Source organism: Virgibacillus sp. LDC-1, from assembly GCF_030137545.1.
Classification (GTDB): Bacteria; Bacillota; Bacilli; order Bacillales; family Amphibacillaceae; genus LDC-1.
The window spans coordinates 216,806-228,134 of record NZ_JARUVL010000004.1 but is presented as its reverse complement, the minus strand read 5'-3'; the positions used below and the strand labels follow the sequence as shown (position 1 = coordinate 228,134).

The following is an 11,329-nucleotide window of genomic DNA, read 5'->3' as shown; positions in this document are numbered from 1 at the left end:
ATTGATTACTACAATAATAAACGGATTAAAGAAAAATTGACTGGAATGAGTCCAGTTGAATACCGGAAACAAACCAGCCAATTATCTGCTTAATAATTTAGTCTAACTTTATGGGTTCAGTACATACACATTCATGTGAGCCACTTTTTTTATTTGTTATTGTCTTTATTCTGACTCTTGTTCTGCGGGTACAGTTATTTCTGTAGAAGCAGGTTGGCCTCTTTTTCCTTCATTCGCACCGTTCCTGCCAATTGGCGTAACCGTGATCGTATAGGTTTGCCCAGCCTGTGCCTTTTCAATAATGACGCCATTAGATTGGACAATTTGTTTCTGATTGTTCACGATTACTTCAAATTGAGCAGGGGGGCCATTATATTGCCAGCTGACATCAATCTCTTTATTCTCATTATAGGTAGCAGCTAAAGCTTGAACTGCACCAATATTTCCTGCTTCGTTTTCTTCTTCCTCATCTGGAATTTCTTCTTCTTCCTCAGCTTCAGGCACCTTTACCTTTGTTGACTTTGCTTCACTCTTATTCGCGCTATCATCCTTACTTACGGCAATAACTTGAATTTGATATTCTGCTCCTGGTTCAACTTCGGTAATTTCGATTGTGCGTTCTTCTGTTGATGATAGCTCCTGCATCGAACCACCATTTACACTTGCACTGACATTAAAAACAATATCCTCATCGACATCATGGTTCCAGGTTACTTGGATGGAATTAGAGTCTTCATTGTACGCTGCTTTTAGTTTACTTACTGGATCGATCCTATCATATTTATCAGATTTCTTCTTCGGTTCCGTTCCTTTTACAAACAACTCCGTCACGATTTGTGATTTAGGTGTATATTTACTCGGAAGTGCTGCTGGATTTGAACCTTTTTCAACTGCTACACGAACAACGGAATCGGGCTTTTTAAAATCTCCGGAATCTTTTCCTTTGGATATTTCAGCCATTGTTTCTTTAAATAACTGATTCGCGACAACAGTGTTTTTCTTTGATACATCCTCTTCATATCCAGTCCAAACAGAGACAGTGTAATCCGTTGTATACCCTGTAAACCAAATATCCTTATCATCATTTGTTGTTCCTGTCTTTCCAGCGACATGTAACCCAGGAACATTTGCAGATCTCCCAGTACCTTCTTTGACCACTGTTTTCAGCATATCAGTAATCATATATGCGGTATAGTCAGACATAGCAGCTTTAGGATCAGGGCTTAATTCAACTGTGCGTCCATCAGGGAACTCAACTTTTGTCACTGTGTATGGATCATTGTATATTCCTTCATTACCAAATGCTCGGAAAGCACCCGCCATTTGTAATGGATTAACGTTCGTTTCTGCACCACCAATTGCATCCGTTAAATTGATCTTATCATCTTTAAACGGAATTCCTAGACCTTTGGCGAACTCCATTGCGTTTTTAGCGCCAACTTCTTCAAAGGTTTTCACAGCTGGAACGTTTAGTGACCATTGCATCGCATAACGCGCACTCATCCAGCCTTGATATTTCAAGTTCCAGTTCTTAATTGTTTTATTCGTACCTGCGATCGGATATGGTTTATCATCGTTGAGCTGATGATATGTGGACCATTTTTTATATTCAATAGCAGGTCCGTAATCAAGAATAGGCTTAAAGGTCGACCCAGGCTGCTTTCCACCTTGAATAGCATAGTTCCATTCATCTGTACCTTTACTATTTCTTCTACCACCAACAGCACGAACAGCACCATTTTTTGTATCAAGTACGACTAAACCAGCTTGAAGCTTGTCATCTCCATTATAAGCGATAGGGTTGTTTTCACTGTCGGTTAATAGTGATTCTACATGCTTTTGCGCGTCAGGATCTAAGGTCGTATAAATTTTAAGTCCATCAGTATATATATTGGCATCAAGCTTTTCCTTTACTTCTTTATCAACTGCTTGAATGAATGCTTCGTATGGTGTTGAATCAGGACGATCGCCAGCAAGTAAAGAGGGGATATCCACTTGACTTGCCTCATCGGCTTCGGCCTGTGTTATCTTTCCATGTCTTACCATTAGCTTTAATACCGTATTCATTCTTTCCTTCATTAAATCAGGATTCTCATATGGATTATATGCACTTGGACGTTGGGGAAGACCCGCTAAAATGGCGGCTTCTGGCAAGGTTAATTCATGCAAATCAGTTTTACCGAAATAAACCTCCGATGCCTTCGCAACTCCCCAAGCATTACTTCCGTAGAAAATTTTATTCAAATACATTTCTAAAATTTGTTCTTTAGAATATTCACGTTCTAATTTTAATGCTAACCACATTTCTTGCACTTTCAATTTTATTTTCTTTTCTGGGGTGAGGAAGGATTTTTCTACAACCTGTTGCGTTATTGTACTAGCACCTTCTGCACCAAACCCACGTTTAACGTTAGCGACAACCGCACCACCAATTCGTTTTAAATCGATTCCGCTATGGTCGAAAAAACGAGAGTCTTCCGTTGCCGTTACTGCATCAATAAGAACCTTCGGTAAATCATCAAATTCAACCTTTGTTCGTTTTTCTGAACCAAAATCACCAATCAAGTTTTCGTCCTGATCATATATCTTCGTAGAAAAAGGGTCCGATAGTTTCGATGCATCAATTTCTGGTGCTGTGGCAATATAATATGTAAATAACACGCCAACACCTAGTCCAATTGCGATTAGTAATACAAAGAGAACACGCATTATTTTTTTCCAAAATGGTTTCTTTTTTGATTTTTTTTGTTTTCTTCGTGCAATACGAGATTGGCTATTATCCGCCATTTTGCTTACCTCCAATGAAATGAACTACATTTCCTGTATTAGTCTCTAAATTAAAAGTAAAGTTGTTCAACGATTTCTAAATAGTTTACTCGCGCTTTAAAATCGAATGGAATAGGATAGCCATCCTGAACAATTGCTGCATATGGAATCGACTTTTTACCATCATTTAAATGCGCCTGCCAATAACGCAATAATTTGGTTGCTGGTAATAAAAATGTCTCATCCCTTACAGTGAAGCGTAGGATCATAAAACAAATTCCACCATGCTCGACGACTGCTTCCATATGCGAGATTTGATGCGAATGAATATTCGCTAATGGAAATGCGGTTTTATTTCTAGTTTCTTTTGCTTCAAAATCAATATATTTATTCCGATATATTCCATTATAATCCGTTGTTGATGCTTGTTTAAAATAGGCCTCCGTTATTACCGCGGCACTTCGTTTAGGATAATTTACTTTTACGATTTGTACTGGTGTCGGTTTTTTATGGATAACCGCTTTATTTATCTCTAAATAATACGTATTCGTTATATTAATATCTTCCTCCAATGTCATGCCTCGTTTTCCATATCCATGCTGCAGCTTAGGCTGTATATTGGATGATCCACTGCTCTTTTTCCCATTCGGATAATTCATTTTATGTCCTCCTATTGTATTACAGTATCATATCAAAAATAGAACAGAATGATAACTATAAACAAATAAAAGTACCGATATTTTCATAAATAAAGGTAGGTAGTGCGAATGGAAATGAAATGGAATGATGTCAACTATATTCATTATATAACAAATAAGACCGAATTATATAATATGGACAATATTTCCCGTACAAAGGCATATCAAAACCTGTACTTTCAGCTTCCCGAATTAAAATGGGCATTTGTTGCAAGTATTGTATCAAGAAATGCTGGCTGGAACATGACTGATCTATATTTAAAGCCCTTTAAAAGTATGTTAAGTAATAAAGAGCGCGTACGATTATTCATGACTTACGAACGAGCAAACTGGCTTATATTCTCGGATGCATATCCCCAACTAGAAATTTATCGAATATCGAAAGAAATCCAGAAACCAATGTTTCATTTACTTAACCATTTCAAGGTTTCTAAATTTATGGAAAGGGAGTGGAATTATTTTTGGCAATATAAAGACAGAGATCGGTTACTTATTGCATTAATTATTAATGAACAAAATGTTATTCATCATCCAATTGTTAAACAACCCTTTTATAAGCACCATGTGTTTTTATCAATGCCATACTTGATGCAAAACTTTTTTTGGATGAACGCAGTTTTACTACCGACATTCGATACCAGAATTTATGGTGCAAATGTCCATGGTTTTACGAAGCTACAAAATCGTATTAGCTTAGGGAAAAAACTTGCCTCGATCATCTTTCATCCTGACGTGTATGATGATCTTGTTTTGTTTACGAAGCAAACAGAACATACTGGATCAAGAAAAGACTATGAAAGAAATATAGGTATATCCTTGCCAACAGCTCCAATGTTACGGGCGATTTATCCAGTAGTTGATCATCAAGATATTATTCGTAAGGATTGGTTTACATTAGAGGGTATAAAAGCATCTTGGCTTTTACCAAAACGTACCAAGATTGATTCTTCTATTGGAAATACTTTTTATAAAAAAAGGCATCTTCTATGGAGCTATATGCATCTAAAAACACTGTGGGACAAATAAAGGGATTTGCTCGATGCAAATCCCTTTAAATTAACGCTACGTAGAAGGACGATTCGGTCCTTTTAGCTTTTTATTCCCTTTTTCTAAGGCTTTATACGTTGTTTCCTTCTCTTTAGAGGTCGCTTTATTTTTCTGCGTATTCATCCTTATCCCTCCTTCGCCTTAGTTTGTCTAAATGAGAAGAAAACATAACGATTTTTTCTATTTTTGTTTGATTTATTCTAGTTTTGTCGAAGTTGAAGGACTTTAGCGATTGTTAACGAATTTAAATTTATGTAGGAAAGTAAACTAGATGGGGTGAATAAAATGAGTTTAGCCATGTACAAAGAGAGTCACAGATATATCCAAGGAATGCCAAAGCATGACACCGATCATTTTTTTCTACGTATGAACGAGCAAATTGGAAGGATTGATTCCAGAATAACTATGCGAATAGATGAAGAGGTTACAGTCCAATACCATAACCTGTCCAATGAAATAAGCTGTGTTAGAATTTTAATTCCAAAACAAAATCCCGCGATTAAATAACTCAAATAGGATGTGTTTTGCTGTCATCCATGATACAGTTACATTGTATATTTTCTATATAAAGGATGGGACAGCATGGAGTTAATGATTCAAACAACCGAGCTTCTTAAGCATATAGACCAGTTGAAAGATAACTATGAGCATAATGATCCTCCTCAAAATCAGAAAGACAAGGATTTTTTCCATTATGTAAAAGAGGCGACATTACCTGTCTACAACCTTATAGATGATTGGGAAAGTAACGCACTCACATTCTTAAAAACAAAGCAATCAAATGTTCATCCACAACAAATTATGTCTACTAGAGATAATTTGGAATTACTATTAATGCATAGCTATTATATAGATGTACGACGCAAAAGGTATATGGAACTATACCAGTCTATTTGTTATGTACTTGATAATCTTGTTCAAGATATTGAAGTTAATGACTAAATTGTGAAAGTGCTTTACTTTTCCTAAGTTATCTCTTATAATTACCTTCCACTACCAATAGGGGGGAAGTACATATGGCAAAAGAACAATTGATAGAGCACGCGATAACGATGATGAATAGTGCTTATGTTCCTTATTCTAAATTTCCCGTTGGGGCCGCATTATTAACAAAATCAGGAAAGGTGTACACAGGATGCAATATTGAAAATGCAGCTTATCCAGTAACTTGTTGTGCAGAAAGAGTTGCCATTTTCAAAGCAATTGCAGATGGTGAACGTGACTTTCAGGAAATGGCTGTTGCAGCAGATACTAAGCGCCCTGTACCACCTTGTGGCTCTTGCCGTCAAGTGATGAGCGAGTTTTTCGATAGCGACATGCCGATTTATTTGACAAATCTTCATAAGGATACAAAAACCATTCATATGGAGGAATTGCTACCTTTTTCTTTTCAGCCCACTGACTTAACAGAAAAATAAAGCTAAATAAAAAATGGAAGCTGATTTTTCAGCTTCTTATTTTAATGGTATACTGTAAAAAAGACATAAAAAACAGTTATTCTAATAAGATAATATGAGCAACCAAATATGGTAAAATTACTAATGAACAAGATGAGGTGAGGTTGTATGACACAAAACCGTATGCAAATGAATACAAAGGAAATATTAGAAAAAGATTTTAAAATTTCTATGAGGGGCTATAACCAAGAAGAAGTGGACGAGTTCCTTGATAAAATCATCCAAGACTATGAAGCATTCCAACAGGAAATTGATAAGCTGAAGCAAGAAAATGAGCATTTACGAAAAAATGCAGAAGGAACTAGAACACGTGCTGCTGCAACATCTGGACATCAAGTCAATTATGACATTCTTAAACGTTTATCCAATTTAGAAAAAGCAGTTTTCGGTAAAAAATTTGCTAATGCAGATCAGTAGACATACCAAATTCTTCTAGTGAAATTTTCCCAATCTCATGGTATACTATTTTTACTTTAAAATTGAATACTCACGTAATCGCTGCATGCTATTAGCATGTAGAGGAAAGTCCATGCTCACACAAACTGAGATGTTTGTAGTGTTCGTGCTTGACGAAATCATAAGTCAAGGTAGCTTTCATAAGCTAACGGCAGTGGATCCTCCTAAGTCCGTTTGGATATGGAGTAGTACACTTGAAAGTGCCACAGTGACGAAGCTGAGTTGGAAACAATTCAGGTGGAACGAGGTAAACCCCGCGAGTGAGCAACCCAAATAATGGTAGGGGCACTCTTGAGTAGGGAATCCAACCGAAAAAGAGCCAGGCTATTGCCTGTAGATAGATGATTACGACCTGCGTACGAGGCTGACCACCGTATGAGTACAAATGGTACAGAACATGGCTTACCGAGTATTCAATGGTCCCATGAACGAAGACAACCTTTTTTGTCGGCATAATGCCAACGAAAAAGGTTTTTTGTTGGAGAGATATACGATCGGATACGATGAATAATTAAGGCTTGAATTACATGTTAATTGTCGAGATAAAATTTTCACCACACCAAGAAAGCACTTTTTCAAAAAGAATACCCCTCGAAGGGGCGATTGACAGCAATCATCATTTTTTCGCATCACAATCTTTCATAAATGATTCGATAGCTTGTATAAATGTATCCAAAGTAGGTTCATAAATATTATGATCCGATTCATTGAATACGATTAAACTTGCTTGAGGCATTTTATCTAAATATTTTTCTCCTGCTTCTGCAGATAACGCTGCTCCTTTTTTTCCAGCACGAATAATAAGGGCGGGGCATACAATGGTCGATAACGCATCCCAAAGGATAACTTGAGATGATTCTTTTTGTATTCCTTGTAATGCTGTATAACGCATTCTTTGAGAAAGTGATTTTCCTCTCCAAGGCGGTAAAGATGAGAAAAACTCTACCCACCCTTGTGGGAGTTGTGTATGAATAGCGGGGTAGTCCCCGATGATAAATCCTTTCACTATCTCCTTGTTTTCTAATACGTATTTAATTGCGTATGACACGCTTCTAGAGTAGCCAAATAATATAAAGTCTTTTAGCACTAGATGATTAACAACCGCTTCAATATCATGCTTATGATCATCCAGACTGTATCCAGCTTCTGGAGTGTCGCTTTTGCCACGGCCTCTAAGTGTGATAGTAATACAGTGTCTAGGGGAAAGCTTTTCCATTACGGAAATATAATCTTCTGCTGACTCCGAAAGGCCAGGAATAATTACCAACGGAGTCTGTTTCGTTATATTAGCATTTATTTCAATAAAGTGTATTTTAATACCATTATTATTAATCCAACTTTCATTATAAATCATACTAATCCCACCTTATCTAGTAATGAACATATGGCGTTGTCTTCCATCATCTTAAAGCATGGAAAGGAAGAAATGCATGAACACCTTTGATCAAATTTACAACTTGCGTTATTCGCAAATCAACTACCATCGTAGCGTATGCATAAGCCTCAGTTCGTGAAATCTTATATAAAGACGACATGAAATCCAGCATCTCACTTAAAGCTATCCACATAGCTTCTTCAAGATTTTCATGAAACCCCATTGTCAGCCATCCAGTACTCGTTTTAGCTCTAGGCATTTTAATCGGCATATCTTCTCTTACTGAAAGGGTTAAACTAACTTTTTCCATTGGACATTCAAGGGCGGGACCACTAACTTCTCCATCACCTTGAACAGCATGACCGTCTCCTGTGGAGAAAAGAGCACCGTCAACAGGGATTGGTAAAAATAGTGTACTCCCAGCCTGTAATTCTTTACAATCCAGATTTCCTCCAGATGGCCGCGGAGGGAGGGTGGAATGGTTCCCTATTTCCGATGGAGGCATTCCCATAATCCCCATGAAAGGCTTTAAACCTACACTATAATTGAAATTACCGAATTGACTTTTTCCGACCATTTTTTCCGTATCTAGTTCAAAGTCTAATAAAACTTCTTTTTTTCTGACCATCCCCATTTTCTCATTCCAATAGCTTGGGAATCCTCCTGCTGATGTCCACCCCCATGTCCCAGGGATTACTTCATTAATCTTTATTTCCAACGTTTGTCCGGCTTTGGCTTGTTTGATAAAGACGGGACCAATTAATGCGTGTCCGAATCCATCCGGGTATCGACTCGGATTTATTTCAGTGAATTTCCTTCTTGCTTCCCCCATAGCAGAGCGTCTCTCCGCTCCCCATGCGGCATCTAATGTTCGAAATATGACAGTATCTCCTGTATTAATTTCTAGAGCGGGCTCTAATTCATTACTGAAAAAGCCGTGAAGTGCATTTGCATCAGGTTTTAAATAATGAAGTTCAGACATTTCACACCACCTTTCCATCGTAATATTAAACTATAATTAAATCACTTTTATTACTTTATAAAGTAATTTAAATTACTTTAAATGTCAACTCTTTTCACGTAATAGAGTGATAATATTTACCTCATAATGTTTGCTTTTCTTGATATCCACACTATAACTAATTATATTGCTTTTAAAAGTAATTTTATTTACTATTTATTATAAAGGAGTAAGGAGGCAGAAAAATGAAATCTTCCTTTAAATTAAATACGCATTTATTGAAAAGAAAAGTTCCTAACTTAACGGTTGCTGCTAAACGTGCGGGGCTACGGCCAGCTACCGTTTCAAATCTGACGACTGGCAAGATACCAATTAGCCGAGCTGAGGTTAAAACTTTAGTCGCATTATCCCAAATAGCAGATTGTACATTGGATGAATTAATCATAATAGAAGACGAAACAGAAAAAATAGAAACAGGAATCAAGACAATAGATTTGTTTGCTCCTTTAGTTCGAGGTGGAACTGCTGGACTTGTCGCTCGTCAAGATATGGGACAATTAGTTTTACTTGGTGAGCTTTTTTATCGGATGAGAAAGTTACATTTCTACACAATACTTTTTATGCCGAACACGAATATTCAAGGCTTAAATGATGTGATAAAGAACGCAGATTATTTTAGTTCAACCACGAATGACACGTTTAAAAAACTAAATGAAATAAACCTAAATCAAGATTTCATTATAGGCGTTGATAGATCCATGGTAGTATCCGGTGATTTAACTAATTTAAAGGAACGAATAAGGAAAGAGACGGATCGATCAATTACTTTTGTTATTGTCGATATCACTGGGCAATCTGTAGACGATGATATACCATTCGGTCCATTAGAGTCTTATTGGTCTTTTGATATAGACTTAGTAACAAGGAGAATGTATCCAGGAATTAATCCGATATCTTCAACATCTTCTTTAATAGAAAGTGAATATTTGGATGCTGATCATTTAAGTGTTGTACGCCCAGCCAAAAAATTGCTTCGACGATACAGGGAATTAACGTTTATCGTAAATACTTTTGGCTTTAACAAATTGATCGAAAGAGATCAAGAAGTTTATACCCGTGGATTACGGTTGGAAGCTTTCCTTACGCAACCATTTTATATCGCCGAAGAAGTCACGGCTAAAGCAGGGGAATGGGTTAGCTTGCAAGAAACGGTAAAAGCTGTTCAATCCATACTAGATGGAAAAACCGATAACACGAAAGTAGAAGACTTAATGTATATCGGCGCATTGAATCCTAAATAAGTATTGCAGGAATTTTTTAAAGCACTTCAATTTCTTGGTTATATAAGTGCTCTACACTTTTGGTTCTTATCTTCCATCTTGATGTGGTAAACTGATACTAATACATTTTTGATTTAAAGATGAAAGGAAATTTTGATATGCAGGTTACTTTAATTGCAACAGCAGCTATGGGCTTAGAAAGCGTCGTAGCAAATGAAATAAAAGCACTTGGATATGAAACACAGGTAGAGAATGGGAAGGTAATTTTCGAGGCACCAATTGAGGCAATTCCACGCTGTAATTTATGGCTACGGACTGCTGACCGAATAAAATTATTAGTAGGACAGTTTGAAGTAAAAACGTTTGATGCATTATTCGAAGCAACAAAGGCACTTCCATGGGAAAACTATATTAGTGAGGATGGATCATTTCCTGTTTCCGGAAAATCAGTTAAATCCACGCTTTTTAGTGTGTCTGACTGTCAAGCGATTGTCAAAAAAGCAGTAGCAGAACGATTAAAGCTTAAATACGGGCTCGCAAGCATGCTTCCTGAAACCGGTGCGCTTTATAAAATAGAAGTGGCAATTCATAAAGATATTGCGTCATTAACTATTGATACTTCTGGTGTTGGTCTACATAAAAGAGGATATCGTGTTGGACAAGGAGAAGCACCATTAAAAGAAACGATGGCAGCTGCTTTGTTGCTTTTAACGAATTGGAAGCCAGACTTTCCATTAATTGATCCGTTTTGCGGCTCTGGCACGATTCCAATAGAGGCGGCGCTAATCGGGCAAAATATTGCTCCAGGCTTTAATCGCGCATTTGCTTCAGAAAATTGGTATTGGATCAAACAGAAATTATGGGATCAAGCGTTTGAAGAAGCAGAAGACGCTGCCAATTATGATCAACCGCTGCAAATCCTTGGAACGGATATTGATCATAAAATGATTCAAATCGCTCAAGAAAACAGCCGTGAAGCAGGTTTAGCTGATTTAATTTCATGGAAACAAATGCAAGTCAAAGATCTGACCATTAAGGATGAGGTAGGATATCTTATCGGAAATCCACCATATGGTCAGCGAATTGGAAATAAAAAAGCAGTGGAACAAATATATCACGATCTCGGACAAGTGATGAGCAAGCATCCTGGATGGAGTGTATACATTTTGACTGCATATGAGCAATTTGAAAAACAGTTTGGGAAAACAGCTACAAAAAAACGGAAACTATTTAACGGGTTTATCCGAACAGATTATTATCAATATTTCGGGAAGAGAGCATCAAAATAA

General features: G+C 37.0%; 12 protein-coding genes and 1 other RNA gene. 8 read left to right on the top strand and 5 right to left on the bottom strand.

What is annotated here, in order from left to right:
- Window positions 1–93, top strand: coding sequence for an IS3 family transposase (locus QBK89_RS05955; protein WP_481937822.1), 93 nt, complete (start codon window positions 1–3; stop codon window positions 91–93).
- A 72-nt stretch (window positions 94–165) separates the two neighbouring features.
- Here the strand turns inward: QBK89_RS05955 and QBK89_RS05950 are convergent, their stop codons facing one another.
- Together QBK89_RS05950 and recU are read right to left on the bottom strand one after the other, a co-directional pair.
- Window positions 166–2,787: a PBP1A family penicillin-binding protein gene (locus QBK89_RS05950; protein ID WP_284140112.1), complete on the bottom strand. Its 2,622-nt coding sequence runs from the start codon at window positions 2,785–2,787 to the stop codon at window positions 166–168.
- 50 nt (window positions 2,788–2,837) lie between these two features.
- On the bottom strand, window positions 2,838–3,425 hold the full coding sequence (recU, locus tag QBK89_RS05945; RefSeq protein WP_284140111.1) for a Holliday junction resolvase RecU: 588 nt from the start codon (window positions 3,423–3,425) through the stop codon (window positions 2,838–2,840).
- Window positions 3,426–3,533: 108 nt separating this feature from the next.
- Here recU and QBK89_RS05940 point away from each other — a divergent pair, with 108 nt between their 5' ends.
- Complete coding sequence (locus QBK89_RS05940) at window positions 3,534–4,490, top strand: DUF2515 family protein (protein WP_284140110.1); 957 nt, start codon at window positions 3,534–3,536, stop codon at window positions 4,488–4,490.
- A gap of 36 nt (window positions 4,491–4,526) precedes the next feature.
- Here the strand turns inward: QBK89_RS05940 and QBK89_RS15110 are convergent, their stop codons facing one another.
- On the bottom strand, window positions 4,527–4,634 hold the full coding sequence (locus QBK89_RS15110; RefSeq protein WP_481937820.1) for an acid-soluble spore protein SspM: 108 nt from the start codon (window positions 4,632–4,634) through the stop codon (window positions 4,527–4,529).
- 459 nt (window positions 4,635–5,093) lie between these two features.
- Here QBK89_RS15110 and QBK89_RS05935 point away from each other — a divergent pair, with 459 nt between their 5' ends.
- The 4 genes from QBK89_RS05935 (at window position 5,094) to rnpB (ending at window position 6,834) form a co-directional block, all read left to right on the top strand.
- Complete coding sequence (locus tag QBK89_RS05935; RefSeq protein ID WP_284140109.1) at window positions 5,094–5,453, top strand: DUF1798 family protein; 360 nt, start codon at window positions 5,094–5,096, stop codon at window positions 5,451–5,453.
- 74 nt (window positions 5,454–5,527) lie between these two features.
- Window positions 5,528–5,929, top strand: coding sequence for a cytidine deaminase (locus tag QBK89_RS05930; protein WP_284140108.1), 402 nt, complete (start codon window positions 5,528–5,530; stop codon window positions 5,927–5,929).
- 147 nt (window positions 5,930–6,076) lie between these two features.
- Complete coding sequence (gene gpsB / locus QBK89_RS05925) at window positions 6,077–6,385, top strand: cell division regulator GpsB (RefSeq protein WP_284140107.1); 309 nt, start codon at window positions 6,077–6,079, stop codon at window positions 6,383–6,385.
- 66 nt (window positions 6,386–6,451) lie between these two features.
- An RNA gene (gene rnpB, locus QBK89_RS05920) (RNase P RNA component class B) lies at window positions 6,452–6,834 on the top strand.
- A 206-nt stretch (window positions 6,835–7,040) separates the two neighbouring features.
- On the opposite strand, the gene QBK89_RS05915 is transcribed toward rnpB, so the two are convergent.
- Window positions 7,041–7,778, bottom strand: a complete 738-nt coding sequence (locus QBK89_RS05915; RefSeq protein ID WP_284140106.1) for an alpha/beta fold hydrolase — start codon at window positions 7,776–7,778, stop codon at window positions 7,041–7,043.
- 46 nt (window positions 7,779–7,824) lie between these two features.
- Window positions 7,825–8,781 (bottom strand): acetamidase/formamidase family protein, encoded by a 957-nt coding sequence (locus tag QBK89_RS05910; protein WP_284140105.1) that lies wholly within the window; start codon window positions 8,779–8,781, stop codon window positions 7,825–7,827.
- 224 nt (window positions 8,782–9,005) lie between these two features.
- Between QBK89_RS05910 and QBK89_RS05905 the strand changes: the two genes are divergently transcribed.
- Window positions 9,006–10,061: a helix-turn-helix domain-containing protein gene (locus QBK89_RS05905; protein WP_284140104.1), complete on the top strand. Its 1,056-nt coding sequence runs from the start codon at window positions 9,006–9,008 to the stop codon at window positions 10,059–10,061.
- Between the two features lie 137 nt (window positions 10,062–10,198).
- Window positions 10,199–11,329 carry a THUMP domain-containing class I SAM-dependent RNA methyltransferase gene (locus tag QBK89_RS05900; protein WP_284140103.1) on the top strand — a complete coding sequence of 377 codons (1,131 nt, stop codon included), beginning with the start codon at window positions 10,199–10,201 and terminating at the stop codon, window positions 11,327–11,329.

Bases quoted from the DNA above. Each gene is read 5' to 3' on its own strand.
- QBK89_RS05950 (WP_284140112.1), bottom strand. From the start codon at position 2,787: ATGGCGGATAATAGCCAATCTCGTATTGCACGAAGAAAACAAAAAAAA.
- recU (WP_284140111.1), bottom strand. From the start codon at position 3,425: ATGAATTATCCGAATGGGAAAAAGAGCAGTGGATCATCCAATATACAG.
- QBK89_RS05940 (WP_284140110.1), top strand. From the start codon at position 3,534: ATGGAAATGAAATGGAATGATGTCAACTATATTCATTATATAACAAAT.
- QBK89_RS15110 (WP_481937820.1), bottom strand. From the start codon at position 4,634: ATGAATACGCAGAAAAATAAAGCGACCTCTAAAGAGAAGGAAACAACG.
- QBK89_RS05935 (WP_284140109.1), top strand. From the start codon at position 5,094: ATGGAGTTAATGATTCAAACAACCGAGCTTCTTAAGCATATAGACCAG.
- QBK89_RS05930 (WP_284140108.1), top strand. From the start codon at position 5,528: ATGGCAAAAGAACAATTGATAGAGCACGCGATAACGATGATGAATAGT.
- gpsB (WP_284140107.1), top strand. From the start codon at position 6,077: ATGACACAAAACCGTATGCAAATGAATACAAAGGAAATATTAGAAAAA.
- QBK89_RS05915 (WP_284140106.1), bottom strand. From the start codon at position 7,778: ATGATTTATAATGAAAGTTGGATTAATAATAATGGTATTAAAATACAC.
- QBK89_RS05910 (WP_284140105.1), bottom strand. From the start codon at position 8,781: ATGTCTGAACTTCATTATTTAAAACCTGATGCAAATGCACTTCACGGC.
- QBK89_RS05905 (WP_284140104.1), top strand. From the start codon at position 9,006: ATGAAATCTTCCTTTAAATTAAATACGCATTTATTGAAAAGAAAAGTT.
- QBK89_RS05900 (WP_284140103.1), top strand. From the start codon at position 10,199: ATGCAGGTTACTTTAATTGCAACAGCAGCTATGGGCTTAGAAAGCGTC.